The sequence below is a fragment of the Streptomyces sp. MS19 genome, from assembly GCF_047200595.1.
Classification (GTDB): Bacteria; Actinomycetota; Actinomycetes; order Streptomycetales; family Streptomycetaceae; genus Streptomyces.
In genome coordinates this window covers 124,843-149,111 of record NZ_JBJZOH010000006.1, presented here as the reverse complement: position 1 = coordinate 149,111, position 24,269 = coordinate 124,843, and the positions used below count along the sequence as shown (strand labels likewise).

Genomic DNA, 24,269 nt, shown 5'->3' with positions numbered 1-24,269 from the left:
CGGCCGCGACATCGACCACAGGTGCGCACAGGCCTGGTGCCGCCCCGCGCCGCACCTTGCTCCGTACAGCCTTCGCCGGCAGCGCCCTCACCGCCGGCGCCACCCTCGCCACCGCGCCCTCCGCCGCCGCCACCGGCCGCCAGGACAGCCGCCCCCGCCCGGCGACCCCCGCCGAGGCGCTCGACGAGCTCGCCGCGGGCAGCAGGCGCTGGCGCACGTTCCGCGCACGCCACCCGCACGAGGGCCGCGTCCCGCGGCAGGAACCCGTCGGCGGCCGGCACCCGTTCGCCCTCGTCCTCGGCCGTATCGGCTCGCGCGTTCCGCCCGAGCCGGTCTTCGACCAGGGCCTCGGCGACCTGATGACGGTCCGCTCGGCCGGCCAGGTGCTGGACGAGGCGGTGCTCCGCAGCATCGCGTACGGCGTGCTGGAACTGGGCAGCCCGCTGGTCCTCGTCCTGGGGCACCAGTCGTGCGGCGCGGTCGCGGCGGCCGTCGAGGCGGACGAGCACGGCACCCACCTGCCCGCCCACATCCGGTACCTCGCCGACCAGATCGCCCCCGCCGTCGACCACTCGGTGACGGGCGCCGCGCGCGTGGACGCGACGGTCGGCGCGAACGTCGGCCTGGTCACGTCCCGGCTGGCCGCCGAGCCCGACCTGGCGGCGAAGGTGGCGTCCGGGGGCCTGGCGATCGTCGGCGCGCGCCACGAGCTGGCGACGCAGCTCGTGCACGCCGTGGACCGGCGGGCGGCCCGGCGCGCGCGGTCAGCGCCGTTCGAGGACCACCAGGGGGATCTCGCGGTCCGTCCCCGCGCGGTACGTCTCGTACAGGGGGAAGATCCCGGTCATCAGGGCCCACAGCGCGGGCCGTTCCGCCGCCGTCGCGGTGCGGGCGCGGGCGGCGAACCGGTCGGCGCGGACCTGGACGGTGACGTCGGGGTCGGCGGCGAGGTTGAGGTACCACGCGGGGTGCCGGCCGGCGCCCCCGTTCGAGGCGACGAGCACGTGGCGGCCCGCGTCCTCCCCGTAGATCAGCGCGGTGCGGCGCAGCGCGCCCGACCGGCGCCCCCTGGTGGTCAGGAGGAGCGTCGGCCAGCCGCTGTGGTCGTGGCCGTCGGCGCCGTCGGTCGCGAGGTAGCGCCTGATGTGGTCGGCCACCCAGTCGGTCGCGCTGTCGTGGACGGGCTCGGGCCGGTTCACGCGGGGGTCTCCTTCGCGGTGCGGCGCAGCGGCGGTATGAGGACGGCGGCGACGGCCACGTGGGCGAGCGCAAGGACGGCCTTGGCGCCGCCGGTGGCCTCCACGTTCAGGACGGGGAGCATCGAGAGCGGCAGGACGACGACGGCGGTGGCCGTCCACAGGGTGCGTGCCCTGGCCGGGGCGAACCGTTCCAGCAGCGCCAGCAGTGCCCAGCCGAGGAGCGCGGCGACGGCGGCGAAGAGGACGAACGCGGCCGTGTTCAGATCGCGGGGCTCCTGATCGCCCTGGGCGAAGACGAGATCGACGCCGAGCACGGGGTCGCCGACGAGCTGGACGAGGGCGGCTGCGGCGACCGCTCCGGCGACGGCGAGACCGCGCGTGGCGGTCCGGCCGGGCGGCCTTGCGGGGGAGGGCATGGGTGGCTCCTTGCGGTTGTCCATTATTGAGCAGCTCAAGTATTCGGGCGAGTGTAGGCGCAGATGCTTGAGAAGCTCAACAGTTACCGGAGGCAAGGAGGCCGGGCGTACGATCGGGGCATGACCGCCGAGCAGTGCGCCCCGCTGGTGAACGAGGTGACCGCGCTCGTCCAGCACCTCTCGGAGCGGCTGCGCCAGGACTTCACCGCGACCGCCGCCGGGCTCGAACTGCCCCCCGCGCAGGCGATCGTCCTGGCCAGGCTCGACGCGCCCGCGCCCATGCGGCTGCTCGCCGAGTGGCTGTCCTGCGACGCGTCGAACGTCACCGGCATCGTGGACGGGCTCCAGCGGCGCGGGCTGGTCGAGCGCAGGCCGGACCCGGCGGACCGGCGCGTCAAGCTGGTCGCGCTCACCGCGGAGGGGCGGCGGCGGCGTTCGCTGCTCGGCCGCCGCCACCACGCGTTCGCCCGTAGCCTGTTCGACCTGCCCGAGGTCGAACTGCTGGCGCTGCGCGATCTGTTGGGGCGTGTGGTTGACGGTGAAGGTGACAGCCGGGACGGCGGCTGAGGCGGTCAGCCCAGCGTGTGGCCCCCGTTGACCTTGACGCGCTCGCCGGTGACGAAGCCGGCGGCGGGCGACGCCAGGAAGGCGACAGTGGCCGCGATGTCCTCCGGCCGCCCCATCCGGCGCAGCGGCACCCCGGCGGCGTACGAGGCCAGGGCCTCCGGCGTCGCGTCCGCGTGCCGCTCGACCGGGATCCAGCCGGGCGCCACCGTGTTGACCGTGATCCCGTACGGGCCGAGGGCGCGCGCCCAGATCTCGGTCAGCGCGTGCTGCGCGGCCTTGGCGGCGACGTAGGGCGACATCTCGGGGAGGGCGCGCTCCAGCACGTCGGAACCGATCTGGATGATCCGCCCGGCACCGTGCTCGCGCATGGCGGGCAGCACCGCCTGCATCAGCAGCGTCGGGCTCTTGACGAAGAACGTGAGCTGGTCGAGGTGGTCCTGCCAGGTCACGGCGTCGGGTTCGGTGAGCGGCTGGGGTCCCGTGGCGTTGGCGACCAGGACGCCGACCGGGCCGAGGCGGTCGGCGACGTCCGCGACGAGGCCGGTGACGGCCGCCTCGTCCGTGACGTCCGCCGCGAACGCCTCGGCGGTGCCGCCCGCCGCGCGGATGTCCGTGACGACGCGCAGCGCCGCCTCGGTGCCGGAGCGGTAGGCGACCGCGACGGGGTGTCCCCCGGCGGCGAGGCGGCGCGCGATGACGGCGCCGAGGCCGCGCGACGCGCCGGTGACGAGGGCGGTGCCCGGCAGGCGTGCGGCCGAGGGGGCGGAAGAGGTTGTCATGGGGTCAACATAAGGTGCCGCGTATGGGGGACGACATGGGCGCCGGGGCGCGGGACGTCCGGCTGGCGTCCGGCACGGTCCGCGCCCGGCCCGCCCGTCACGGCACCGGCGTGGTGGCGGCGCGCGGCATACCGTACGCGTCGCTGCCGGACGGCCCGGCGGGGCGCTTCGCCGCGCCGGGAGCGCCGCCCGCCTGGGAAGGGGTGCGGGACGGGCGGGAGTTCGGGCCCGTCGCGCCGCAGTCGGCCGAGCTGCCGGGCGCGCCCGTGTGGGACCCGGCGGGCCCGGCGGGCGGCGCGGCCCTGACGCTGAACGTGTGGGCCCCCGCCGCGCGCCCGTCCGGCGCGGCCGGGCTGCCGGTGCTGGTGTGGCTGCACGGGGGCGCGTACGCGTTCGGGTCGTCGGCGCAGCCGGAGTTCGACGGGGCGGCGCTCGCGGCGAGCGGCGGCGGCATGGTGGTCGTCACCCTCAACTACCGGCTGGGGCACGAGGGGTTCGGGCTCGTGGCGGGCGCGCCGCCCAACCGCGGCCTGCTCGACCAGGCCGCCGCCCTGCGCTGGGTGCGTGACAACGCGGCGGCGTTCGGCGGCGATCCGGGGAATGTCACCGTGGCCGGGCAGTCGGCGGGTGCGACCGCGGTCGTGTGTCTGATGACCCTGGCGCGCGGTCTCTTCGGCCGGGCGATCGCGCACAGCGCCGTCGGACCGGTGTTCTCGCGCGGGCTGGCCGCCCGGGTGGCCGGGCTCGTCGAGGCGGCGGCGGGGCCCGCGGCGGCCGCCGGCTCCGCGGCGCTCGTCGCGGCGGCCGACACCGTGGCGGCGGGCGGCCTGCGCCCGTACAACCCCGTCGTCCACGGCCCGGTGCTGGACGGTGACCCGCTCACGGCTGTGGACCCCGGTGTGGACCTGCTGGTGTGCACGGCGTCGCACGAGTTCTGGCTGATGGACGCGTTCGGCCAGGGGCGGCGGGTGCGGGACGGCGCGGAGCTGGACGCGTTCGCCCGCTGGGCCGGGCTGCCGGACGGACTGACCGACGGGTACCGGGAGTTGATGCCGGGCGCGTCGGCCGCCGATGTCTGCCTCGCCGTGCACGGCGACCTGCTCTTCGGCGAGTACACCCGGCGGCTCGCCGACACGCACGAGGCGGCGGGCGGGCGGACGTACCGCGCCCGTTACGTGGGCGGCCGGCACGGCGCGGAGGTCCCGTACGCCTTCGGGAACGCGCCGGGCGGGCCGGGGGTGATCACCGCGGCCTGGGCCGCCTTCGCCGCGACCGGCGACCCCGGCTGGGGCGCGGGCACCGTCCGCGAGTGGCGCGCCGACGGGCCGCCGCCGGGGCCGCCCGTTCCCGCGCCGGAGCGCACGCGGGCGCTCTGGGAGGCGTTCGGTTACGCGCCCGCGTCCCGCTGAACCTCGCCGATGCGCTCGCGCATCGGGCGGCGCTCCAGCGCGGCGAGGGCATCGGTGACGAGGCGGCTGAGCGGGTAGGGCAGTTCGGCGTCCAGTTCGGCGGCGGCGCGGGCCGTCGCGTCCCACTCGGCGCCGAGCCGGGGCAGCAGCGCCTCGGCGCGCGGGGTCAGCCGGACGATGCGCCGGCGCGCGTCGTCACCCGGTACGAGGGTGACAAGGCCGTCCCGCGCCATCTGCGCGACGGTCTGGCTGGCCGCCGAGTGCGTGACGCCGGTCGCGCGGGCCACGTCCCGGATCGGCAGGTCGCCGGCCGCCGCGAGGGCGCGGACGACGGGGGCGTAGCGCGGGCGGAAGTCCGGCAGGCCGAGGTCGGCGTAGACGCCCTCGACGCCGCGCTCCAGCGTGTCGAGGAGGAGCCGCAGCCGGGTGCCGAGGAGGGCCGGGCCCGTGGCGGGGCCGGGGGGCGGGGCGGTCATGCGCGCTATTCTAACAGTGCTGTTATATAAGCGCTGTCACGATATGGCACGGGCAGAAGGAGCGGACACATGGGCGGAACCAGCGGCATGCTCGACGTGGGCGACGGCAACCACATGTACTGGGAGGTCCACGGCAATCCGGCCGGCAAGCCCGCCGCCGTCGTCCACGGCGGTCCGGGCTCCGGCCACAACCCCGCCGGACTCCGCCGCTTCGACCTCGACCGCTACCGCGTCGTCCTCTTCGACCAGCGCGGCTCGGGACGCAGCACCCCCCACGCGAGCGACCCCGCCACCGACATGCGGCACAACACCACGCCCCACCTGATCGCCGACATGGAACGCCTCCGCGCCCACCTCGGCATCGACCGCTGGCTGCTCTACGGCGGCTCCTGGGGCTCCACGCTCCTCCTCGCGTACGCCGAGGAGCACCCCGAGCGCGTCTCCGAGATCGTCATCGCCAGCGTCACGACGACCCGGCGCTCCGAGATCGACTGGCTCTACCGGGGCGTCGGCCGCTTCTACCCCGAGGCGTGGGACCGCTTCCTCGCGGGCGCGCCCGGCACCCCGCGCGACGGCGACGTGGTGGGGGCGTACGCGCGGCTGCTGGAGGACCCGGACGAGGCGGTGCGCGCCAGGGCGGTGGCCGACTGGTGCGCGTGGGAGGACGCGGTGCTGTCCGGCGAGACGGCGGCGGGCGGCCCGGCGCCGTTCGGCGGCCGACCGCCCGCCGACCGCGTCGCGCTCGTCCGCATCTGCACGCACTACTTCTCGCACGGCGCGTGGCTGGAGGAGGGCGCCCTGCTGCGGGACGCGCACCGGCTGGCGGGCATCCCCGGCGTCCTGGTGCACGGGCGGTTCGACATGGGCGGGCCGCTGGGGACGGCGTGGGAGCTGGCGAAGGCGTGGCCGGACGCGCGGCTCCTCGTCACCGAGGGCGCGGGGCACCTGGGGAACGAGGAGAGCCGCGCGTATGTCTCCGCGGCCCTCGCGGAGTTCGCCGAGCGGGGTTGACAGCGGTTTACAGACATCGCGCCGGGAACGCGATGTCCGGCCGTCGCCGGTGCCGGGCGGCGCGCGCAAGCAGGATCGTCCGCATGAAGGAGAACGAATTCGCGGGCCGTACGGCCCTGGTGACCGGTGGCGGACGAGGCATCGGCGCGGCGGTGGCGCTGCGCCTGGCGGACAGCGGCGCGGACGTCGTCGTCACCTACCTCAGGGACAAGGACAGCGCGCAGGCTGTCGTGGGAGAGATCGAGCGGCTCGGGCGGCGCGCGTACGCCGTCCAGGCGGACAGCGCCGACCCGGACGCGGGCGAGCGCGCCGTGGCGGCGGCGGTCGAGCACACGGGCCGCCTCGACATCCTGGTGAACAACGCCGCCGCCTTCCCGGTCGGCGACCTGGCGGACCTGGACGCCGCCGCGTTCGAGGCGACGGTCGCGGCGAACATCCGCACCCCCTACCTCGCCTCACGCGCCGCCGCGCGGCACATGGCCGAGGGCGGGCGGATCATCAGCATCGGCAGCAACGTGGCCGAGCGCACCGTCTTCCCCGGCTTCACGCTGTACGCGCTGAGCAAGTCGGCGCTCACCGGCATGACCAAGGGCCTGGCCCGCGACCTCGGGCCGCGGGGGATCACCGTCAACCTTGTCAGCCCCGGCGCGACCGACACGGACCTCAACCCGGCGGACGGGCCGAACGCGGCGACGATCAACGGGTTCACGGCCCTGGGACGGTTCGGGACGCCGGACGAGGTCGCGAGCACGGTGGCGTTCGTCGCGTCCGCCTCGGCCGCGTACATCACCGGCGCGACGCTGCACGCGGACGGCGGCTTCACCATCTGACACCCGCGCCCCCCGCATGGCCCGGCGGTCTCTCCCGCCGGGCCACACGCGGTTCAGGGGACGCGCTTCTCCAGCCGCGTGCCGTCGCGGCGCGTGACCGACATCAGCTCGCTCGGCTCGTCCAGTCCGATGCGGTGCCAGCGGCCCCGGGCGACGACAACGCCCTCCCCCGCGCGCAGCCGCACCGTCTCTCCGGCGTCGTCGTCGCCCGTTCCCCTGAAGTGGAGGCGTACGCCGCCGCGCAGGCAGCACACCGCCTCGTCCGCGTCCGGGTGCATCTCCCAGTGGTCGGCGTGGACATCGGCGTCGGTCTCCACGCGGAACGCGGCGAGCTGCCAGGCGTCGGAGCCGTCGCCCGTCATCCGGCGCGCGGCGGCGTGGACGCCGCCGTCGGGCTGGAAGCGCAGCGCCGAGGCGAAGAGGTCGAAGGGCGGTGTGGTCATGAGGGGATTCCTTCCAGTCGTTTCTCCGAAGGGGCGGCGGTCCCGCCGTCCCGGTGGCGCCGGGGCAGTACGGCGACCGCCACGGCCGCCGCGACCACGAACAGCGCGGCGGCGGCAGCGAGGCCGAGCGCGTAGCCGTCGTTGAGCGCGCCGGGTCCCGTGGCCGCGCCGGTGCGGTGCGCGGCGACGGTGGCGAGCGCCGCCAGGCCGACGCAGCCGCCCAGCTGGCGCGAGCTGTTGAGCAGGCCGGACGCCATGCCCGCCTCCCGGGCCGCGACGCCGGTGGTCGCGGCGGCGGCGACCGGCGCGAGGACCAGCCCCGCGCCCGCGCCGGTGACGACGGACGGGCCGAGCACGTCCGTCAGGAAGCCGCCGTCCGGACTGATGGCCGCGAACCACAGCAGGCCGGCGGCGGCCAGCAGGGCGCCGGGCACGAGCGGCGCGCGCGGGCCGCGGACGGACGTGACGCGGATGGCGGCGAAGGTGCCCGCGACCATGGCCGCGGAGAACGGCAGGAACGCCAGGCCCGTCGCCGCGGCGCCCATGCCGAGGACCTGCTGCATGTAGAGGGACACGAACCAGAACGCCGTGAACTGCCCGGCGGCGGCGAGGAACACGAGGACGTTGGCCCCCGCGACCCAGCGGCTCCGCAGCAGCCCGAGGCGCAGCAGCGGCGTGGACGACCGCGACTCGGCGAGGACGAAGGCGGCGAGCAGTACGGCCGCGGCGGCGAGCGTCGCCCACGTGACCGCCGAGCCCCAGCCCTCGGCGTCGGTGCGCACGACGCCGATCACCAGCAGCCCCGTTCCGCCGGTCGCGAGGACGGCGCCGAGCACGTCCATCCGCTCCCGCGCGCCGTGCCGCGCGTCGGCGGGCACACCGGCGGCGGTCAGCGCGAGGGCCGCCGCGACGACGGGCAGGTTGACGAGCATGACCCACCGCCAGCCCGCGTACTCGGTCAGCAGCCCGCCCGCCAGGACGCCGAGCGCGCCGCCCGCCGCGTTGACGGCGCTCCACACCCCGAGCGCGCGGACGCGCCGGGGCCCTTCGGGGAAGGTCGTGGTCAGCAGCGCGAGCGCGGCGGGGGCGGCCGCGGCGGCCCCGAGGCCCTGCCCGGCGCGCGCCGCGACCAGCTGCCAGGGCGCCTGCGCGAGGCCGCCCGCCAGTGAGCACAAGCCGAAGACGGCCAGGCCGCCGACGAACACGCGGCGCTTCCCGTACAGGTCGCAGGCGCGGCCGCCGAGCAGCAGGAAGCCGCCGAACGCGAGGGCGTAGGCATGGACGACCCACGACAGGCCGAGCGGCCCGAAGCCGAGCGTGGCGCGGATCGCGGGCAGGGCGACGTTGACGACCGACATGTCGAGTGCGAAGACGAACTGGGCGACGGCCGCGGCGGCCAGCACCGCGCCGGGGCGTCCCCTTGCGTTTCTGTACATGTATAAAAAATAGCCCGGGAGCCCGCCGCTGTCGATGCCGGGGGGATCATGAGGACATGCCGCCACCGTCCGAACCCCGCAGAACGCCCGGCCGCCCCCCGCGCATCAGCCGCGACGAGGTCGTCGGGACGGCACGCCGGATCGTCGACGAGGAGGGCGTGGACCGGCTGACCATGCGCCGGCTGGCCAAGGAGATCGGCAGCACGCCCATGGCGCTCTACCACCACGTCCGCGACAAGGACGAACTGCTCGTCCTCCTGCTGGACGACTACGCCGCCCGCGAGCTGCGCCGCCCCGACATGCCCGCCGCGCCGCGCGACCGCGTGGTCGCCGCCGCGGACGCGATCCACGGCGCGCTCGCCGCCTGCCCCTGGATCGTCGAGGTCCTGACCGCCGACGACCTGATGTCCGCCTCCGCGCTGTGGTTCGTCGAGCAGATCATCGACGGCCTGGTCGCCGCCGGGCTGTCGCCCGAGCAGGCCGTACGCGGCTACCGCGCGATCTGGTACTACACGGCCGGGGAGATCGTCGTGCGGACGGCGGCGGCCGGGCGGCGCGCGGCGGGGGGCGACACGTACCGGGAGCGCGCCTTCGCCGCCGTCGACCCGGGCGAGCTGCCCCGCCTCGCGTCGGTGGCGGAGCGCTGGCTGCCGCTGACCGCCGAGGACACCTACGCGGACGGCCTCGCCGCCCTGGTGGACGGCCTGCTCGCCGGCGGGGTCAGCGGGCGGCCGGCCCGGGGGCGGTGAAGCGTTCGCGCGCCGCCGGGACGCCGATGCCGTGCCAGCGGAACGGGATGCCGCGCGCGAGGCGCAGGTCGGCGGAGTCCATCAGCTGGAAGTGCAGGTGGGGCTCGGTGGAGTTGCCCGAGTTGCCGCAGCGCGCGAGGAACTGCCCCGCGCGGACGCGCTCGCCCGGCCGGACGGCCAGGGAGCCGCGCCGCAGGTGGGCGTACAGGGCGTAGGTGCCGTCGCCGAGGTCGAGCAGGACGTGGTTGCCGACGATCCAGTACGGGCCGCCGAGGGTGCGGAAGAGGCCTTCGGCCAGCAGGTACGCCATGGCGGGCCACGAGTTGCGGCTGAGGTGGTCGCGGCGGCGGTGCCCGGCGCGGACGACGGTCGCGTCCGCCACCGCGTACAGCGGCTCGCCGTACGCGGGGAAGGCCGCGTTCCGGCGCGTCGGCGGCCACCAGCCGAACGACGGGCGGGGCCGGTCGTCACGCTCGGCGACGATGTCGATCGCGTACGCCTGCCCGAGCGCCCGGGTGCCGTGGCTGGGGACCTTGTCCGCCGGGCTGTTCAGCGCGGACCAGGTGCCGGTGACCGGCGGGGCGACCGCCACGGGCTCCGGTGCGGCGGCCGGTCCGGGCACCAGCTTCCGTGCCAGGGGTGGCAGCAGGACGGCCAGGACCAGCGCGGCCCAGGTCACCGGTTCGAGGGCGGGGGTGTCGGTGAAGGCGTCGGCCACCGCGAGGACGATGAACGCCCACCACAGCGCCTGCCCCAGCGTGGCGAGTATGCGGGTCAGGGCGTGCATCGTTCAGTGCTCCTTGCCTTGCTCAGGACAGCGCGGCGGAGAGGACCACGAGCAGGGGCACGACCCGCTGCGGCGGCACCTCGTGCCGTCCTCTGGCCGCCGCGTGCAGCCAGCCGGCGGTCGTCAGCAGCCGCAGGTGGTGGTAGATCTGGCCGCTGGTGCCGAGCCCTTCCAGGGCGGTCAGCTCGGCGACGGTCCGCCGCCCGGCGAGGATCTCGCGGAGCAGCCGCAGCCGCACGGGGTGCCCGAGCGCCGCGAACACGTCGGCGGTGTCCGTCCATTCGGCCGCCAGCAGGTCGCCCGTCGTCCGGCCCCACTGCCACTCGACGTGCTCGTCCGTGGGCAGCCGGACCGCGCCGGTGAACAGCACGCCGCCGTCGGGCGTCCCGGGGTCGTCCGCCATCAGGGACTTGAGCGCCTCCAGCGCCCAGAAGGGGTCCCGGGACGGCGGGGTCCCCTCCGCCCCGCCGTCCCCGGGCGTCCGCGGGGACGGCGCGTCCCGCCGCTCCAGCTCCGCCACACGCCGTTCCAGCGCGGCGACGCGCTCGTCCAGGTCCATGGTTGCGATATTACGTAATTACGTAGCTCTTGTAAAGCGCCGCCCGGGGCGCAGCAGCCCTTTGGACTCCATCAGGGACACGAACGCGGCGGTCTGCCGCTCGTCCAGCGCCGACGCGGGCAGCGCCATGGCCGCCGCCGGGTTGACGCGCAGTATCCAGAAGTCACCGACCCGCCTCACCCGGCGGAACGTCCCCCACGCCTTGGCCCTGGACACCCCGGGGCCCCGCACCTGGTACTCGGTGTCGGTCATGGTCACCGTCACCTCGGCCGGGCCCGCCAGGTGGTCGGCCAACTGGCGGCGCACCAGGGCCCGCTGGAGCAGGAAGATGACCAGTCCGGCCATGGCGATGACCAGCCCGGGAACGTACACCGCGCCGTCCGCGGCCCCCGCAGCCGCCGTCAGCAGTCCGCTCGCGAGGAGCGCACCGGCGGCGAGCCTGTTGAACACGTGGGCCGCCCGGTGGCAGGCGCGGTAGGAACGCAGCGCCAGGCGTGGTGTGCTGGTGAATGTCGCGACGATCGGCTGGGCTGCCATTCGGGCTCCAAGTGGGTGTCGGGTCAACGAAAGTGACCGGAGTATGACACCGCCGCCCGGTCCGGCGGGAGCGACCGCCGGACCGGGGTGGAGCGGGGTGGGCTCAGTCCGTCAGCGGCAGGTAGACGCGGTTGCCGGAGCGGGCGAACTCGGCGGACTTCTCGGCCATCCCGGCCTCCGCCTCCGTCATCTCCCGCAGCGTGCCGCCGTGTTCGCGCCTGATGTCCTGCGAGATCTTCATCGAGCAGAACTTCGGGCCGCACATCGAGCAGAAGTGCGCCGTCTTCGCCGGTTCGGCGGGGAGCGTCTCGTCGTGGAACGCGCGGGCGGTGTCCGGGTCGAGCGCCAGGTTGAACTGGTCCTCCCAGCGGAACTCGAAGCGCGCGTCGGACAGGGCGTCGTCCCATGCCTGGGCGCCCGGATGCCCCTTGGCGAGGTCGGCGGCGTGCGCGGCGATCTTGTACGTGATGACGCCGGTCTTCACGTCGTCCCGGTTCGGCAGGCCGAGGTGCTCCTTCGGCGTGACGTAGCAGAGCATCGCCGTGCCCCACCACGCGATCATCGCCGCGCCGATGCCCGACGTGATGTGGTCGTACGCGGGCGCGACGTCCGTCGTGAGCGGCCCGAGCGTGTAGAACGGCGCCTCGTCGCAGATCTCCTGCTGGAGGTCGATGTTCTCCTTGATCTTGTGCATCGGGACGTGCCCGGGGCCCTCGATCATGGTCTGCACGTCGTGCGCCTTCGCGATCGCGTTCAGCTCGCCCAGCGTGCGCAGTTCGGCGAACTGCGCCTCGTCGTTGGCGTCCGCGATGGACCCGGGCCGCAGCCCGTCACCCAGCGAGAACGTGACGTCGTACGCGCGCAGGATCTCGCACAGCTCCTCGAAGTGCGTGTACAGGAAGCTCTCCTGGTGGTGTGCCAGGCACCAGGCCGCCATGATCGAGCCGCCGCGCGAGACGATGCCCGTCTTACGCCGCGCGGTCAGCGGTACGTATCGCAGCAGAACGCCCGCGTGGACCGTCATGTAGTCCACGCCCTGCTCGGCCTGCTCGACCACCGTGTCGCGGTAGATCTCCCATGTCAGCTCCTCCGCCCTGCCGTTCACCTTCTCCAACGCCTGGTAGATCGGCACGGTTCCCACCGGTACGGGCGAGTTGCGGAGAATCCACTCGCGTGTCCGGTGAATGTCGCGGCCCGTGGACAGGTCCATGATCGTGTCGGCGCCCCAGCGGGTCGCCCACGTCATCTTCTCCACCTCCTCGTCCACGGACGAGGTGACGGCGGAGTTGCCGATGTTGGCGTTCACCTTCACCAGGAAGTTCTTCCCGATGATCATCGGCTCGGACTCCGGGTGGTTCACGTTCACCGGCAGGACGGCCCGGCCCGCCGCGATCTCGTCGCGCACGAAGGCGGGTGAACGGTTCTCCCTGAGCGCCACGTACTCCATCTCGGGGGTGATCTCCCCGCGCCTGGCGTACGCCAGCTGTGTGACGGCGGGCGTCCCGTCGGCCCGCCGCTCCTCGATCCACGCGCCGCGCAGCGGCGGCAGGCCGCGGCGGACATCGGTCTCGACCTCCGGGTCCGTGTACGGACCCGAGGTGTCGTACAGCGTGACGTCGGTCCCGTCGGTCAGGTGCACGCGGCGCACCGGCACCCGCAGATCGGGGCGCGAACCGGTGAGATATCCCTTGTGTGATCCGATGGCGGACACGTCGGACGTGCGTGTGTCGTGCGAGGTCATTCGACCCACTCCCTACGCCGGCATTACCCGGTAACAGGTTCGGCGGTCGGCGCGGCTCCAGCGCCCTCTCAGCCCCGTGCCCGGAGCTCCCGCGATGTGCTTGGTCAGCGGTCCCACGCTAGCCCGCGCCGGGGTGTGCTGAACAGGGCGCCGTGATTCTTACGCGATGATCGGAGCGTGAGCCGACTCGACGACCAACCACCGGGCCCCCCGCACCCCCCGGCGCACGGGCACGCGCACGGGCACCAGCACGGCCCCGCCGCGCCCGTCTCGGCACGGCTGCGCAAGGTGATAGCGGCGGTGCTGATCCCGTTCGCCGCCGTCATGGCCGCGGGGCTCGTGCTGCTGTGGCCCGGCGGGACACCGGAGCAGGACGGGCACACGGGCGTCGGCTTCGACCAGCAGACCGAGCAGGCGCGCGTCACCGAGGTCACCGAGACCCCGTGCGAGGAGCTGGGCGTGCAGGTGCCGCGGGGCAACCCCGGCGCGTGCGAACGGGCCACCGTCGAGGTCACCAGCGGCCCGGACGCCGGACGCACGTTCACCGAGGTCGTGCCCCCCGACGCGACGCAGCGGTTCGACGTCGGCCAGGAGGTCGTCGTCGCCTACGCGCCCGACGCGCCCGAGGAACTCCAGTACAGCGTCCGCGACGTGGACCGGCAGCTGCCGATCCTGCTGCTCGCCGCGATCTTCGCGCTCGCCGTCGTCGTGGTCGGGCGGCTGCGCGGGCTGCTCGCGCTCGTCGGGCTCGGCGTGAGCTTCTCGGTGCTGACCCTCTTCATCCTGCCCGCGATCCTCCACGGCTCGAACCCCTTGGTCGTGGCGGTGATCGGCGGCAGCGTGATCATGCTGACCACCCTCTACCTGACCCACGGGGTGAACGCGCGTACCTCCGTCGCCGTCCTCGGCACGCTCGTGTCGCTGCTGCTCATCGGCGCGCTCGGCTCGCTGTTCATCGGCTGGGCGCACCTGACCGGCAACACCGACGAGCAGACCGGCCTCGTCCACAGCCTCTACCCGGGCATCGAGGTGCGCGGCCTGCTGCTGGCGGGCATCCTGATCGGCTCGCTCGGCGTGCTGGACGACGTCACCGTCACGCAGACGTCGGTCGTGTGGGAGCTGAAGCAGGCCGACCCGTCGGCCGGCTGGCTCACCCTCTACCGCTCGGGCATGCGGATCGGCCGCGACCACATCGCCTCGGTGGTCAACACGCTGGTGCTGGCGTACGCGGGCGCCGCTCTGCCGCTGCTGCTGCTGTTCATGATCGCCCGGTCGGGCGTGAGCAGCGTCGCGTTCAGCGAGCTGGTGTCCGAGGAGATCGTGCGGACCCTGGTCGGGTCGATCGGCCTGGTGGCCTCGGTGCCGGTGACGACGCTGCTGGCGGCGCTCGTGGTGAACGCCGACCGGCCGTCGTCGGCACCGGCACCCGCACCGGCCCCGCTGCCCGCCCAGGCGGGCGGCGGCGGGACGGCTACCAGCCGCCACCGGAGGAGGAAGAGGAGGAGGTGACCTTCCTGACCACGAAGATCAGCAGCGCCACCAGCGCGGCGAACAGCAGCACACGGAACAGCAGCCCGACGACCCATGCGAGCACCGTGACCAGAATGCCGCCGAATACGACCAGGGCGATGGCGGGGATGGCGATCCACCGTACCCACCATGGCAGGGTCTTGAACGCTTCCTTCATTTCTCCGGGGCTCCTGTTCGACAGCGTCGGTATCGGTACATGCGCGCTCCGACGTGTCCGAGCTTAGGTCCGCCCACCGGCGGACGGGAGGGCGGGAAGCCCCCGTCTGCCCCTGACCGTCCCCTGACGTGACCCTGAGACCGCGGGACGCGCGCCGCTCAGCCCTCGGGCGGCGAGAAGACCACCATCACGCGGATGTCCTCGGTGATGTGGTGGAACCGCGCCTGCACCCCGGCCGGGACGAACACCACGCTGCCGCGCGCCACGGTCGTGGTCTCCCCGCCGACCGTGAGGGAGGCCCGGCCGCTGAGGACGAAGTTCACGACGTCCTGGCGCTGGGGGCGCTGTCCGTCCTGCTGCCCGGCGTCCAGCGCGTAGAGTCCCGCCGACATCGTGCGCTCGTTGAGGAAGCGGAGGTACGCCCCGTCGTGCGCCATCCGTTCGGCCTCCAGCTGATCCAGCCGGAATTCCTTCATCGCCCCGCCACCCCTTGCGCCGCCCGTGCCATCTGAAACGATCTCCGTATGACAAGCATCCTGTTCCGGTTCATAGCCAACGCGGTCGCCCTGGCCGTGGCGGTCTGGCTGGTGGGCGGTATCACCCTCGGCGAGGGCGACTCCGACACCAGCGGCAAGACCGTCACCCTGCTCGTCGTCGCGCTGATCTTCGGTGTGGTCAACGTGGTCGTCAAGCCCGTGGTCAAGTTGTTCTCACTTCCGCTGCTCATCCTGACGCTCGGGCTGTTCACCTTCGTGATCAACGCCCTGATGCTGCTGCTGACCAGCTGGATCGCCGGGGACGACCGGTTCGACGTGGACGGATTCGGCGCCGCCTTCCTCGGCGGCCTGATCATCTCGATCGTGTCGTGGGCCGTGAACATGGTCCTCGACCGGGACAAGGACTGATCCATGACCCAGGCGGCACCCCGTCGCGTCTGCATGGTCTGCTCGGGCAACATCTGCCGTTCGCCGATGGCCGAGGTCGTGCTGCGGGCACGGCTCGACGAGGCGGGCGAGGGCGGTCGGTTCGTGGTGGACAGCGCGGGCACCGGCGACTGGCACGCCGGTGAGCACGCCGATCCGCGCACCACGGCGGCGCTGCTCGCGGCGGGGTACGACACGTCGGCCGAGGCCCATGTCGCGCGGGCCTTCGCGCGCGACTGGTTCGCCCGCTACGACGTGGTCGTCGCCATGGACCGGGGCCACGAGCGGAGCCTGCGGGCCCTCGCCGGGACCCCGGAGGAGCGGGCGAAGGTGAAGCTGCTGCGCACCTTCGCGCCCGGCGCGGGAACGGACGGGACCGGCCCCGGCGCCGCGCGCCGCGGCGACCTGGACGTCCCCGATCCGTATTACGACGACGACACGGCCTTCGCCGACTCGCTCCGCATCGTGGAGGAGGCCATGCCGGGGTTCGCCGCCTGGCTGGTCGAGACAGACGCGGGACACCGGTGACCGCCGCTCCGCCCGGACCGCGCGTCGGACGGCTGCTGGGCACCGGGGTGACCGCCGTCCGGCCCCTGTCCGGCGGCGACATCTCCGACGCCTGCCGGGCGGAGCTGGCGGACGGCCGTGCCGTCTTCGCCAAGACCCTCGCCGACGCGCCCCCTGACTTCTTCGCCGCCGAGGCGGCGGGACTCGCGCTGCTGCGCGCCACGGGGGCGGTGGCCGTGCCGGAGGTCCTGGCCACCGGCGGGCCTGACGACCCGGGGATCATCGTCCTGGAATGGCTGGAACCCGCCGCCCCGGACCGCGCGCAGGCGGAATGCCTCGGCCGCGACCTGGCGGCCCTGCACGCGACGCCCGCCGACCGGTTCGGCGCCGACGGCCCGCTCTATCTGGGCCGCGTCCCGCTCAACGGGGACGCGCCGGGCGAATGGGCGACGTTTCACGTGAAACACCGCCTTCTGCCCCTTCTGCGACAGGCGGTGGACGGGGGTGGCATCGACGCCGCCGACGCCCGTGATGTCGAACGGCTCTGCGCGCGGATCGGCGAGGCCGCCGGACCCCCGCAGCCGCCCGCCGTCATCCACGGCGACCTGTGGTCGGGCAACGTGCAGTGGTCGCCGGACGGCCGCCCCCGGCTGATCGACCCCGCCGCCCAGGGCGGCCACCCGGAGACGGACCTCGCGCTCCTCGACCTCTTCGGCTGCCCCCACCTGGACACCCTGCTGGCCGCCTACGAGGAGGTCCGGCCGGTCCCCGGCCGCGCCGCGCGCGTGCCGCTGCACCAGCTCCAGCATCTCCTCGTGCACGCCGTGCTGTTCGGCGGCCCGTACGGGCGGCAGTCGGGAGCGGCGGCCCGCGCCGCGCTCGCCACGGCCTGACCCGGCCCGCCCCCGCCCGACCCGGCCGGGACGGCGCCTTTCCCCTGGTCATTACCCTGGTCGGAGCAGCCGCGGCCCACCGACGTGCCCGTGCGGACACCAGCCACCCGCAGCCGACACCCCAGGAGAGAGCCATGAGCGGAGAAGGAACCCGCGCCGTCCAGGCGGGCGTACCCACGCCGGAGCCGTACGAGCCGACCGTCCCCGGTCCCGTCTTCGCGGCCCACTTCCACCTCCCCGGCGACCCGGCCGGCGCCCCCTACTCCTACGGCCGCACGGGGAACCCCACCTGGACCGCGCTGGAGACGGCCGTCGCCGAGCTGGAGTCACCCGGCCAGGAGGCACACGCCGTCGTCTTCCCGTCCGGCATGGCCGCCATCTCCGCCGTCCTGATCGGCCTCTCGCGGCCGGGCGACACCGTTGTCCTGCCGAACGACGGCTACCAGCTGCTGCCGCGTGTCCACGCGCGCCTCGAAGGGCTCGGCATTACCGTCAGGACCGCGCCGACCGGCGGCGACGCGCAGCTCGGCGTGCTCGCCGACGACACACGCCTCCTGTGGCTGGAGACGCCCGCCAACCCCGGGCTCGACGTCTGCGACATCCGCCGCCTCGCCGACGCGGCCCATGCGCGCGGCGCCCTCGTCGCCGTGGACAACACCCTCGCCACCCCGCTGGGACAGCGGCCGCTCGACCTCGGCGCGGACCTGTCCGTCGCCAGCGGCACCAAGGCGCTCAACGGGCACGGCGACGTCCTCCTCGGCTACGCCGTCACGCGCGACCCCGAGCTGGCGGACCGGGTCCGCGCCTGGCGGACCGAGGTCGGCGCGATCCTCGGCCCGATGGAGGCGTGGCTGGCCCACCGCGGCATCGCGACGCTCCACCTGCGCGTCGAGCGGCAGGGCACCAACGCGCTGGCCATCGCCCGTGCGCTGCGCGAACGCCCCGAGGTCACCGGGCTGCGCTACCCCGGGCTGCCCGAGGACCCGTCCCACGCCCTGGCGTCCCGGCAGATGCGCCACTTCGGCTGCGTCGTCTCGTTCACCCTGCCGGACCGCGAGTTCGCCGACCGCTTCCTCGACGCGCTGCGGCTCATCGGGGACGCGACGAGCTTCGGCGGCGTCCGCTCCATCGCCGAACGCCGCGGCCGCTGGGGCGGCGACGCTGTCCCCGAGGGCTTCGTCCGCCTGTCGGTCGGCGTCGAAGACGCCGCCGACCTCATCACCGACCTGCACACGGCACTCGACGCGGCGGCCCGCTAGGACGTGTCCGGCCGCGCCTGTGCCTCTCCGGCGGTCGTGTCGTCGCGGTCGGCCCCCGACTCGTCCGGCAGGACTCGCGCAACCGGCTCTGTGTCGTGCGGGAGTCGGCTCGTGCCCCATAGGGTCGCCGGGTGAGCGACTCCACATCACCGGAGCCGGTGGCGCGGCCGTGGGTGGCCGCCGGTGTGCTGTTCTTCGACGAGGCCGGGCGTGTCCTCCTGGTCAAGCCGACCTACAAGGACGGCTGGGAGATCCCGGGCGGCTACCTTCACCCGGGGGAGACGCCCAGCGAGGCCGCGGCTCGCGAGGTCGAGGAGGAACTGGCGATCAAGCCGCCCCTCGGTCCCCTGCTGGTCGCTGACTGGGCACCGCACGCGGTCGAAGGCGACAAGCTGCTGTTCGTCTTCGACGGCGGTCGGCTGAATCAAGCCGATCGAGCAGCGGTCACTCCGGACGGCGTCGAGATCAGCGCCTGGGCCTACCACGACCGGGACCAGCTGGAGCAGCTTCTCATCCCGCGACTGGCTCGTCGCGTGCTTGCGGCACTCGATCACCGAGGCGAGGGCGGGGCCCGGTATCTGGAGCACGGCACTCCCTGGGACAGGTGACCCCCGGGAGCCGAGACCGCGACCCCACGGCGTCGCGCGGAGCTGGGCATCCGACTCCGGAGTCCGCTGGCACCTGAGCACGTTCGGAACGCCTGCGGGCCGTTGCCTCACTTGCATGAGGCCATAGACGGACGGATAGGCGTGCGACTCCTGCCCGACCGACCGACGAGGAACCTCCGGCTCGGGTCACCGAGAGCGTTCGTGGGGTCGTCCCTTGCGGCGCAGCTCCCGGTAGGTCACCACGAACATGACCGGGAAGAACACCGTGCCGATGCCCGTCAGGGTGAGGGTCCAGGGGTCGGGGTCGTGATCGGCCAATGTCTGTGCGAACACGACCGGTTCGAGGATCGCGAAGCCGGCGAACAGCCAGCAGGACATCGTGAGCTGCCGCGCGCTCTGTTCCCTGCGCAGGGCCCGCTTGATCCGTTCGGTCCACATGTCCGCCCGCTGCCCGCCCTGCCGCCCGTCATGTGCGGCCGGTCCCGGTGGCGGGGAGGTTTCGCGGTGGTGCGGGCGGGCCACATGTCTTCCATGGCTTCTGCACGACCCGTGGTCAAGCGCACCGCGCGAGCCGTCCTGCTCGACGACTCCGACCCGGTCGGTCCGCCCCAGCTGGTCCTGATCAAGCGCACCAAGCCGGGACGGCCGCCGTACTGGATCACGCCGGGCGGCGGGGTCGAGCCGTACGACGCGACGGTCGTGGACGCGCTGCACCGCGAGGTGCACGAGGAACTGGGCGCGAAGGTCACCGACGTCGTGCCCGCCTTCGTGGACACCGTGCCGCACACCCCCGAGCCCGGCGAGGAGGTGCCGCCCGGCGGTCTCAAGGTGCAGCACTTCTTCGTCTGCCGCCTCGCCTCGATGGACCCGGCCCTGCGGCACGGCCCCGAGGTGGACGAGCCGCGCGGCACGTACGAGATCGTGCGGCTGCCGTTCACGCCCCGCGGCCTCGTCTCGGCCGACATCGTGCCCGGGACGCTCGCCGCCTACCTGGTCAGGAACATCCCGGGCGTCCTGGCGCTCCTCGCGCCCGACCTCAGCTGAGCCGCGCCGCCCTCAGCCCGCTCCCGAGCCGAACCAGTCGGTCCCGCCGCCCCCGCCCGACGGGCCGGCGGCGGCGCGTTGCGCCCGTTCCAGCGCCCGCCGCGCCTCCTCGCGCCACGCCTCGGCGGACGGCGGCGGGGACGGTGCGGGCGGCACGGCCGGCGGGGGCGCGCCGGCGGGCGGCAGCGCGGCCTGCGCCGGACGCCCGGCCAGCTCGCGCGCCCGCCTGACCTGCGCCTCGCGCGCGGCGCCGAAGAAGTCGCCGCCCTTGCGCCGCAGATCGTCCGTCCCCCACTCGCGGGCGGTCCTGCGGTCGACGCGCGCCAGGTGCGGGATGTGCTTGGCGCAGTGGATGTACGCCTCCTCGATGTCCACGCGCACCCACACCTCGGGGCGGCGGCCCGGCACCGGGTCGGCGGGCAGCTCGGGGTGGCGGGCGCGCAGCTCGGCGTCGGTGACGATCCGGGCGCGTCCGTTGATGTGCAGGCCGATGCGGGCGCGTTCGAAGTCGAGCAGCAGGAGGCCGGCGTGCGGGTTCTCGGAGATGTTGCCGAGCGAGGCGTGGACGCCGTTGCCCCGGTACTCGGGGAAGGCGAGCGCGTCGGGGGCCAGGACGTGCAGGAAGCCGGGTGGCCCGGCGCGGAACGTGTTGTCGCACTCGCCGTGCCGGTCGGCCGTGGCGAGGAAGAACATCTCCTGGCGCGCGACGAACTCCCGCATGCGGTCGTTCAGATGGTCGAGGACCTGGTCGTCGTAGAACCGCTGCGCGCGGTCCTCGCTGCCCAGTGCGCGCTGCACCGCGTGCTCCCCGTCGCTGCCGGGGCGCCCGGCGGCGCGGGGCAGGGGTGGCGTCGGGGGCGCCGCGGGAAGGGCGGGCGGCCCCGGCGGCGGGGCCGGTGGTGCTACGGGCGCGACCGGGGGGACCGGTGCGTCCGGCGCCGGCGGCCGGCCGCGCCGTACGGCCAGCGTCCGCGCGTTCCTGTGGCGTCCCCGGGACCCGCCGGTCCCCGCTCCTGACATGCCTCCCATGACCCCCACACCACTTCTCCCACTGCGGTCGCCTACTGCGACGAGCCCACCAGAGTCCCCATGAAGTCATGCCGTATCCGGTCGGCGGGGATGCCCGCCGAGACCATGGCCGCGACGCTCTTGCGGATCATCTGCGGCGGCCCCGACAGATACCCGTCGCTCTCCCGCCACGGACCGGACTGCGCCACCGCCTCGGGCAGCTGCCCCGGGAGGCCGCGCGTGGCGAACTCGGCGACCACCGGGCGCACCGACAGCCACGGCAGGCGCCGCTCCAGGTCGAGGAAGGATTCGAGGTCGTACAGCTCCGCGTCGCGGTTGGCGCCGAAGAAGACGTCCACCTGGCGGCGTCCGCCGTGCGCGGCGACGTCCTCGACGAGCGCCTTGATGGGCGCGATGCCGGTGCTGCCGCCGACGCAGACCAGGCCGCGCGACGAGGCGTGATCGACCGTCATCGACCCGGCCGGGGGCCCGATCCTGATGACGTCGCCGCGCCGCGCGCGGTGGACGACGGCGCGGGAGACCCAGCCCGCCGGGACCGACTTGACGTGGAAGGAGAGCAGCCCGTCCGAGCGCGGCGACGAGGCGAACGAGTAGTACCGCCACACGCGCGGCCACCACGGCGTCTCGATGGCGGCGTACTGCCCGGCGCGGTACGGGTAGGGCTGGTCGGGGCGGAGGGTGACGACGGCGACGTCGTTCGTCCTGCGCTCGTGGGAGACGATCTCCGCGTACCAGAACGGTGGGGCGCGCAGCTCGTCGTCGGCCGCCGCGTCGATCATGATCTGCGAGATGGCGGTGTACGCGCGGACCCACGCGCCCTCGGCGTCCTCGCCCCAGGCGCTGCCCGCGTAGCGCTCCAGCGCGGTCATCAGGCATTCGCCGACGACGGGATAGTGCTCGGAACGGGTGCCGTACTTGCGGTGGCCGCGGCCGAGGTTGTCCAGGTATTCGGTCAATGCGGCGGTGTCGTCGATGTGTTCGGCGGCGACGAGGAGCGCGCCGAAGAGGCGGTCGCGCTGGGCGTCCATGGCGGCCGGGAACAACTCCCGCAGCTGCGGCGCCTGGAGGAAGAGAAGCGCGTAGAAGTACGAGGTGGCCTTGTCGGCCACCGGCTCGATCGCCGCGAGGGTCCGGCGGATGATCAGCGCGTCGCGCGAGGGCGGTCTGCCGCCACCGGGTCCGTGCCCGTTCCCCGTGGTGGTGCTGGTGGCGCCGTCACCGGCCGATATCGCGGTCATGACCCTGCCTCGCCTCGATCAACCCCTGGTGGCACAGCGTGGCAGCCTGCTCACCAGAAGCGGGTGGTGAACCGGAAACCCCGGCCCTCACGCCCCCCGCATCCCATAAACTGAACGGCTTTTCACCGCTTGGATGCGGCTCCGACCTTACCGTTATACGGCTGAGACACAAGCCCCTGACGGTGACGCGCCTTTCGTGCCCTTACGCCCTTTCGGTCCTCCCGCTGGGCTTTCTCCCAGTGTCGCATTCCTAGACTGCCGCCATGAATATCACCCTGCGCCCCGCGACGGCCACGGACGTTCCCGACATCGTCGCGATGCTCGCCGACGACCACTTGGGCGCGACGCGTGAGAATCCCGCCGAACTCGCCCCGTACCTCGCCGCGTTCGCCCGTATCGACGCCGACCCGTCGCAGCACCTCCTCGTCGCGGAGCAGGACGGCCGCACGGTCGGCACGCTCCAACTCGCCGTGCTGTACGGCCTGTCCCGGCAGGGCTCCGCACGTGCGCTGATCGAGGCGGTGCGCGTGCGCTCCGGCCTGCGGGGCGGGGGCATCGGCGGCGAGGTCGTCCGGCTCGCGGTGGAGGAGGCGCGGCGGCTCGGCTGCGTCCTCGTCCAGCTGACGTCCGACCGCTCGCGCGCCGACGCCCACCGCTTCTACGAGCGGCTCGGATTCCAGCCCACGCACGTCGGTTACAAGCTGGCGCTCTGACACTTTCCGTACGCGCGGGACCGGCGCCGTGTGATCAACGCCACCCGCCGGGGTCGGCGCCGCCCGGCAGCGGCGCGGCGGGATCGTACGGTTCGCGGGTGAAGACGAACGTGCCGAGGTCGAGGTGGCTGACCCGCCCGTCGGGGTGGTGCACGGCGCGCAGGGTCTCGCCCGCGTAGTACCCGTCGAGCCCCGTCCAGGTGTGCGCGTCGTCCCCCTCGGGCCGGAAGGCCGACCGGCGTCCCGGCCCCTGCGCCGGGCCGAGCGTCACCGTACGGCCCGCGGCGAGCCGCAGCGCGTACGGCGTCGTGCCCCAGTACCAGGTGCCGGTGAGCGCGACGAGCGCCGGGTCCGCGTCGGCGGCGGGCATCGGCCGCCACGGCTCGGGGAACACCGGCTCGGCGTCGGCGGCCAGGGCCAGCAGGTCGGCGGCGATGCCGGTGATCGGCGGCCCCGACGTGGCGTTGGCCAGCGTGACGGCCGCGAGCCGTTCGTCCGGGCAGGTCACCACGCTCGCCAGGAAGCCGGGCATCGAGCCGCCGTGCCCCGCGAGCAGCCGCCCGTTCCGCCGGAACAGCTGGACGCCGAGCCCGTACGACGTGTCCAGGTCCCCCGCCTCGGGCGGTGCGGCGGGGACGCGCATCGCGGCGAGCGTCTCCCGCGCGAGGACCGCGTCGTCCGGCGTCTGCCCCGACAGGAACGCCGCGAAGGCCGCGAGGTCCCGCAGCGTGGACCACAACTGCCCGGCGGGCGCCATGCGTCCGGTGTCCACGGCGGGCTCCGGCTGCCGGACGTCGGCGTACGGGTGGACGGCCCAGCCCTGCGCGTGCGGGGCCTGCGGCAGCGGGGACGTGCGGTCCATGCCGAGCGGCAGCAGCACCTCGTCCCGCAGCACGTCGGACCACGGCGCGCCGCGCAGTTTCTCCACCAGGGCGCCGAGCACCGCGTAGCCGGGATTGGAGTAGTGGAAGCGGCGCCCCGCCGCGTGCTTGAGCGGGTCGGCGGCGAAGACGTCGGGCAGCCGGGGGCGCAGTTCGCCCGGCGTGCGCTCCCACCACGGCCCGCGCGCCTCGGCGGCGAGCCCGGACGTGTGGGACAGCAGCTGCGCGACGGTCGCGCCCGGCGCGTGCGGCACGTCGAGGTGGGTGCCGACCGGGTCGCCGAGGCCGAGCAGCCCCTCGTCGCGCAGCCGCAACACAACGACAGCGGTCAGCGTCTTGGTGAGGGACCCGATCCGGTACTGGACGTCGGCCGGGTCGGCGCCGTCCGGCAGTTCGCCGCGCGCGGACGACCAGACGGTGCGTCCGTCGCGGACCAGCGCGCCGAGCAGGGAGGGCGTACGGCCGCGCGCCTGCGCGGTGGCGAGGCGGTGGTCGAGTGCGCGGCGGGTGGTGGGCAGCAGGTCGGGCGCGGGGGTCTGCGTCATGGG

Annotated in this window: 29 protein-coding genes, 1 pseudogene and 1 riboswitch; of the genes and pseudogenes, 14 read left to right on the top strand and 16 right to left on the bottom strand. The window is 74.4% G+C overall.

The genetic code is table 11. From position 1 onward, the window contains the following. Positions 1-56: 56 nt before the first annotated feature. Positions 57-737 (top strand): annotated as a pseudogene (locus ACL02R_RS08945) (carbonic anhydrase); the annotation flags it as partial. Between the two features lie 27 nt (positions 738-764). On the opposite strand, the gene ACL02R_RS08940 reads toward ACL02R_RS08945, so the two are convergent. Together ACL02R_RS08940 and ACL02R_RS08935 are read right to left on the bottom strand one after the other, a co-directional pair. Continuing rightward, the gene (locus tag ACL02R_RS08940) at positions 765-1,199 is read right to left on the bottom strand and encodes a nitroreductase family deazaflavin-dependent oxidoreductase (RefSeq protein WP_412796334.1); all 435 of its coding nucleotides are present in this window, start codon (positions 1,197-1,199) and stop codon (positions 765-767) included. Further along, positions 1,196-1,615 (bottom strand): DUF6069 family protein, encoded by a 420-nt coding sequence (locus tag ACL02R_RS08935; RefSeq protein ID WP_412796333.1) that lies wholly within the window; start codon positions 1,613-1,615, stop codon positions 1,196-1,198. Before ACL02R_RS08935 ends, ACL02R_RS08940 begins: the two co-directional genes overlap by 4 nt. Positions 1,616-1,735: 120 nt before the next feature. On the opposite strand from ACL02R_RS08935, the gene ACL02R_RS08930 reads away from it, so the two are divergent. Continuing rightward, positions 1,736-2,182 (top strand): MarR family winged helix-turn-helix transcriptional regulator, encoded by a 447-nt coding sequence (locus tag ACL02R_RS08930; protein ID WP_412796332.1) that lies wholly within the window; start codon positions 1,736-1,738, stop codon positions 2,180-2,182. A 5-nt stretch (positions 2,183-2,187) separates the two neighbouring features. Here ACL02R_RS08930 and ACL02R_RS08925 read toward each other — a convergent pair whose 3' ends face one another. Continuing rightward, positions 2,188-2,961, bottom strand: a complete 774-nt coding sequence (locus ACL02R_RS08925) for an SDR family NAD(P)-dependent oxidoreductase (protein ID WP_412796331.1) — start codon at positions 2,959-2,961, stop codon at positions 2,188-2,190. 23 nt (positions 2,962-2,984) lie between these two features. Here ACL02R_RS08925 and ACL02R_RS08920 point away from each other — a divergent pair, with 23 nt between their 5' ends. Continuing rightward, positions 2,985-4,370, top strand: a complete 1,386-nt coding sequence (locus ACL02R_RS08920) for a carboxylesterase family protein (protein ID WP_412796330.1) — start codon at positions 2,985-2,987, stop codon at positions 4,368-4,370. On the opposite strand, the gene ACL02R_RS08915 is transcribed toward ACL02R_RS08920, so the two are convergent. Then, the gene (locus ACL02R_RS08915) at positions 4,349-4,846 is read right to left on the bottom strand and encodes a MarR family winged helix-turn-helix transcriptional regulator (RefSeq protein WP_412796329.1); all 498 of its coding nucleotides are present in this window, start codon (positions 4,844-4,846) and stop codon (positions 4,349-4,351) included. The genes ACL02R_RS08920 and ACL02R_RS08915 overlap by 22 nt on opposite strands. Positions 4,847-4,915: 69 nt before the next feature. Between ACL02R_RS08915 and pip the strand changes: the two genes are divergently transcribed. Both pip and ACL02R_RS08905 read left to right on the top strand, forming a co-directional pair. Then, positions 4,916-5,857, top strand: coding sequence for a prolyl aminopeptidase (gene pip / locus ACL02R_RS08910; RefSeq protein ID WP_412796328.1), 942 nt, complete (start codon positions 4,916-4,918; stop codon positions 5,855-5,857). Positions 5,858-5,940: 83 nt separating this feature from the next. Beyond that, on the top strand, positions 5,941-6,687 hold the full coding sequence (locus tag ACL02R_RS08905; protein ID WP_412796327.1) for an SDR family NAD(P)-dependent oxidoreductase: 747 nt from the start codon (positions 5,941-5,943) through the stop codon (positions 6,685-6,687). A 53-nt stretch (positions 6,688-6,740) separates the two neighbouring features. On the opposite strand, the gene ACL02R_RS08900 is transcribed toward ACL02R_RS08905, so the two are convergent. Next, positions 6,741-7,130 carry a cupin domain-containing protein gene (locus ACL02R_RS08900; protein ID WP_412796326.1) on the bottom strand — a complete coding sequence of 130 codons (390 nt, stop codon included), beginning with the start codon at positions 7,128-7,130 and terminating at the stop codon, positions 6,741-6,743. Continuing rightward, positions 7,127-8,566 carry an MFS transporter gene (locus tag ACL02R_RS08895; protein ID WP_412796325.1) on the bottom strand — a complete coding sequence of 480 codons (1,440 nt, stop codon included), beginning with the start codon at positions 8,564-8,566 and terminating at the stop codon, positions 7,127-7,129. The genes ACL02R_RS08900 and ACL02R_RS08895 overlap by 4 nt, the downstream gene beginning before the upstream one ends. A gap of 56 nt (positions 8,567-8,622) precedes the next feature. On the opposite strand from ACL02R_RS08895, the gene ACL02R_RS08890 reads away from it, so the two are divergent. Continuing rightward, complete coding sequence (locus ACL02R_RS08890; protein WP_412796324.1) at positions 8,623-9,315, top strand: TetR/AcrR family transcriptional regulator; 693 nt, start codon at positions 8,623-8,625, stop codon at positions 9,313-9,315. Here ACL02R_RS08890 and ACL02R_RS08885 read toward each other — a convergent pair. The 4 genes from ACL02R_RS08885 to thiC form a co-directional block, all read right to left on the bottom strand. Then, positions 9,287-10,102 carry a M23 family metallopeptidase gene (locus tag ACL02R_RS08885; RefSeq protein ID WP_412796323.1) on the bottom strand — a complete coding sequence of 272 codons (816 nt, stop codon included), beginning with the start codon at positions 10,100-10,102 and terminating at the stop codon, positions 9,287-9,289. The genes ACL02R_RS08890 and ACL02R_RS08885 overlap by 29 nt on opposite strands. A gap of 22 nt (positions 10,103-10,124) precedes the next feature. After that, the gene (locus ACL02R_RS08880) at positions 10,125-10,661 is read right to left on the bottom strand and encodes an ArsR/SmtB family transcription factor (protein WP_412796322.1); all 537 of its coding nucleotides are present in this window, start codon (positions 10,659-10,661) and stop codon (positions 10,125-10,127) included. A gap of 18 nt (positions 10,662-10,679) precedes the next feature. Further along, positions 10,680-11,198, bottom strand: coding sequence for a hypothetical protein (locus ACL02R_RS08875; RefSeq protein ID WP_412796321.1), 519 nt, complete (start codon positions 11,196-11,198; stop codon positions 10,680-10,682). A gap of 103 nt (positions 11,199-11,301) precedes the next feature. Further along, positions 11,302-12,939, bottom strand: coding sequence for a phosphomethylpyrimidine synthase ThiC (gene thiC / locus ACL02R_RS08870; RefSeq protein ID WP_412796320.1), 1,638 nt, complete (start codon positions 12,937-12,939; stop codon positions 11,302-11,304). Beyond that, positions 12,931-13,042, bottom strand: a riboswitch (TPP riboswitch). Its footprint overlaps the gene before it by 9 nt. 74 nt (positions 13,043-13,116) lie before the next feature. Between thiC and ACL02R_RS08865 the strand changes: the two genes are divergently transcribed. Continuing rightward, a complete protein-coding gene (locus ACL02R_RS08865) occupies positions 13,117-14,448 on the top strand; it encodes a YibE/F family protein (protein ID WP_412796319.1) in 1,332 nt (443 codons plus the stop codon). Here the strand turns inward: ACL02R_RS08865 and ACL02R_RS08860 are convergent. Then, positions 14,411-14,626: a DUF5326 family protein gene (locus ACL02R_RS08860; RefSeq protein WP_412796318.1), complete on the bottom strand. Its 216-nt coding sequence runs from the start codon at positions 14,624-14,626 to the stop codon at positions 14,411-14,413. The two genes, ACL02R_RS08865 and ACL02R_RS08860, sit on opposite strands and share 38 nt — an antisense overlap. A 158-nt stretch (positions 14,627-14,784) precedes the next feature. After that, on the bottom strand, positions 14,785-15,102 hold the full coding sequence (locus ACL02R_RS08855; RefSeq protein WP_412796317.1) for a cupin domain-containing protein: 318 nt from the start codon (positions 15,100-15,102) through the stop codon (positions 14,785-14,787). A gap of 48 nt (positions 15,103-15,150) precedes the next feature. On the opposite strand from ACL02R_RS08855, the gene ACL02R_RS08850 reads away from it, so the two are divergent. The 5 genes from ACL02R_RS08850 (at position 15,151) to ACL02R_RS08830 (ending at position 18,816) form a co-directional block, all read left to right on the top strand. Continuing rightward, on the top strand, positions 15,151-15,531 hold the full coding sequence (locus tag ACL02R_RS08850; protein ID WP_412796316.1) for a phage holin family protein: 381 nt from the start codon (positions 15,151-15,153) through the stop codon (positions 15,529-15,531). A gap of 3 nt (positions 15,532-15,534) precedes the next feature. Then, a complete protein-coding gene (locus ACL02R_RS08845; protein ID WP_412796315.1) occupies positions 15,535-16,077 on the top strand; it encodes a low molecular weight protein-tyrosine-phosphatase in 543 nt (180 codons plus the stop codon). Continuing rightward, positions 16,074-16,949 carry a fructosamine kinase family protein gene (locus tag ACL02R_RS08840; protein WP_412796314.1) on the top strand — a complete coding sequence of 292 codons (876 nt, stop codon included), beginning with the start codon at positions 16,074-16,076 and terminating at the stop codon, positions 16,947-16,949. The genes ACL02R_RS08845 and ACL02R_RS08840 overlap by 4 nt, the downstream gene beginning before the upstream one ends. A gap of 134 nt (positions 16,950-17,083) precedes the next feature. Next, on the top strand, positions 17,084-18,208 hold the full coding sequence (locus tag ACL02R_RS08835; RefSeq protein ID WP_412796313.1) for a cystathionine gamma-lyase: 1,125 nt from the start codon (positions 17,084-17,086) through the stop codon (positions 18,206-18,208). 131 nt (positions 18,209-18,339) lie between these two features. Beyond that, positions 18,340-18,816, top strand: a complete 477-nt coding sequence (locus tag ACL02R_RS08830; protein ID WP_412796312.1) for an NUDIX domain-containing protein — start codon at positions 18,340-18,342, stop codon at positions 18,814-18,816. A 186-nt stretch (positions 18,817-19,002) separates the two neighbouring features. Here the strand turns inward: ACL02R_RS08830 and ACL02R_RS08825 are convergent, their stop codons facing one another. Beyond that, positions 19,003-19,254 (bottom strand): hypothetical protein, encoded by a 252-nt coding sequence (locus tag ACL02R_RS08825; protein WP_412796311.1) that lies wholly within the window; start codon positions 19,252-19,254, stop codon positions 19,003-19,005. Positions 19,255-19,347: 93 nt separating this feature from the next. Here ACL02R_RS08825 and ACL02R_RS08820 point away from each other — a divergent pair, with 93 nt between their 5' ends. Further along, the gene (locus ACL02R_RS08820; protein ID WP_412796310.1) at positions 19,348-19,860 is read left to right on the top strand and encodes an NUDIX domain-containing protein; all 513 of its coding nucleotides are present in this window, start codon (positions 19,348-19,350) and stop codon (positions 19,858-19,860) included. Between the two features lie 12 nt (positions 19,861-19,872). On the opposite strand, the gene ACL02R_RS08815 is transcribed toward ACL02R_RS08820, so the two are convergent. After that, the gene (locus tag ACL02R_RS08815) at positions 19,873-20,658 is read right to left on the bottom strand and encodes a pyridoxamine 5'-phosphate oxidase family protein (protein ID WP_412796309.1); all 786 of its coding nucleotides are present in this window, start codon (positions 20,656-20,658) and stop codon (positions 19,873-19,875) included. Positions 20,659-20,921: 263 nt separating this feature from the next. Beyond that, the gene (locus tag ACL02R_RS08810) at positions 20,922-22,127 is read right to left on the bottom strand and encodes a globin domain-containing protein (protein ID WP_412796308.1); all 1,206 of its coding nucleotides are present in this window, start codon (positions 22,125-22,127) and stop codon (positions 20,922-20,924) included. 263 nt (positions 22,128-22,390) lie between these two features. On the opposite strand from ACL02R_RS08810, the gene ACL02R_RS08805 reads away from it, so the two are divergent. Further along, positions 22,391-22,840 (top strand): N-acetyltransferase family protein, encoded by a 450-nt coding sequence (locus tag ACL02R_RS08805; RefSeq protein ID WP_412796307.1) that lies wholly within the window; start codon positions 22,391-22,393, stop codon positions 22,838-22,840. Between the two features lie 34 nt (positions 22,841-22,874). On the opposite strand, the gene ACL02R_RS08800 is transcribed toward ACL02R_RS08805, so the two are convergent. Next, entirely contained in the window at positions 22,875-24,266 is a 1,392-nt protein-coding gene (locus ACL02R_RS08800) for a serine hydrolase domain-containing protein (RefSeq protein WP_412796306.1), read from the bottom strand. Positions 24,267-24,269 lie beyond the last annotated feature (3 nt).

Bases quoted from the DNA above. Each gene is read 5' to 3' on its own strand.
- ACL02R_RS08935 (WP_412796333.1), bottom strand. From the start codon at position 1,615: ATGCCCTCCCCCGCAAGGCCGCCCGGCCGGACCGCCACGCGCGGTCTC.
- ACL02R_RS08930 (WP_412796332.1), top strand. From the start codon at position 1,736: ATGACCGCCGAGCAGTGCGCCCCGCTGGTGAACGAGGTGACCGCGCTC.
- ACL02R_RS08925 (WP_412796331.1), bottom strand. From the start codon at position 2,961: ATGACAACCTCTTCCGCCCCCTCGGCCGCACGCCTGCCGGGCACCGCC.
- ACL02R_RS08920 (WP_412796330.1), top strand. From the start codon at position 2,985: ATGGGGGACGACATGGGCGCCGGGGCGCGGGACGTCCGGCTGGCGTCC.
- ACL02R_RS08915 (WP_412796329.1), bottom strand. From the start codon at position 4,846: ATGACCGCCCCGCCCCCCGGCCCCGCCACGGGCCCGGCCCTCCTCGGC.
- pip (WP_412796328.1), top strand. From the start codon at position 4,916: ATGGGCGGAACCAGCGGCATGCTCGACGTGGGCGACGGCAACCACATG.
- ACL02R_RS08905 (WP_412796327.1), top strand. From the start codon at position 5,941: ATGAAGGAGAACGAATTCGCGGGCCGTACGGCCCTGGTGACCGGTGGC.
- ACL02R_RS08900 (WP_412796326.1), bottom strand. From the start codon at position 7,130: ATGACCACACCGCCCTTCGACCTCTTCGCCTCGGCGCTGCGCTTCCAG.
- ACL02R_RS08895 (WP_412796325.1), bottom strand. From the start codon at position 8,566: ATGTACAGAAACGCAAGGGGACGCCCCGGCGCGGTGCTGGCCGCCGCG.
- ACL02R_RS08890 (WP_412796324.1), top strand. From the start codon at position 8,623: ATGCCGCCACCGTCCGAACCCCGCAGAACGCCCGGCCGCCCCCCGCGC.
- ACL02R_RS08885 (WP_412796323.1), bottom strand. From the start codon at position 10,102: ATGCACGCCCTGACCCGCATACTCGCCACGCTGGGGCAGGCGCTGTGG.
- ACL02R_RS08880 (WP_412796322.1), bottom strand. From the start codon at position 10,661: ATGGACCTGGACGAGCGCGTCGCCGCGCTGGAACGGCGTGTGGCGGAG.
- ACL02R_RS08875 (WP_412796321.1), bottom strand. From the start codon at position 11,198: ATGGCAGCCCAGCCGATCGTCGCGACATTCACCAGCACACCACGCCTG.
- thiC (WP_412796320.1), bottom strand. From the start codon at position 12,939: ATGACCTCGCACGACACACGCACGTCCGACGTGTCCGCCATCGGATCA.
- ACL02R_RS08860 (WP_412796318.1), bottom strand. From the start codon at position 14,626: ATGAAGGAAGCGTTCAAGACCCTGCCATGGTGGGTACGGTGGATCGCC.
- ACL02R_RS08855 (WP_412796317.1), bottom strand. From the start codon at position 15,102: ATGAAGGAATTCCGGCTGGATCAGCTGGAGGCCGAACGGATGGCGCAC.
- ACL02R_RS08850 (WP_412796316.1), top strand. From the start codon at position 15,151: ATGACAAGCATCCTGTTCCGGTTCATAGCCAACGCGGTCGCCCTGGCC.
- ACL02R_RS08845 (WP_412796315.1), top strand. From the start codon at position 15,535: ATGACCCAGGCGGCACCCCGTCGCGTCTGCATGGTCTGCTCGGGCAAC.
- ACL02R_RS08835 (WP_412796313.1), top strand. From the start codon at position 17,084: ATGAGCGGAGAAGGAACCCGCGCCGTCCAGGCGGGCGTACCCACGCCG.
- ACL02R_RS08825 (WP_412796311.1), bottom strand. From the start codon at position 19,254: ATGTGGACCGAACGGATCAAGCGGGCCCTGCGCAGGGAACAGAGCGCG.
- ACL02R_RS08820 (WP_412796310.1), top strand. From the start codon at position 19,348: ATGGCTTCTGCACGACCCGTGGTCAAGCGCACCGCGCGAGCCGTCCTG.
- ACL02R_RS08810 (WP_412796308.1), bottom strand. From the start codon at position 22,127: ATGACCGCGATATCGGCCGGTGACGGCGCCACCAGCACCACCACGGGG.
- ACL02R_RS08805 (WP_412796307.1), top strand. From the start codon at position 22,391: ATGAATATCACCCTGCGCCCCGCGACGGCCACGGACGTTCCCGACATC.
- ACL02R_RS08800 (WP_412796306.1), bottom strand. From the start codon at position 24,266: ATGACGCAGACCCCCGCGCCCGACCTGCTGCCCACCACCCGCCGCGCA.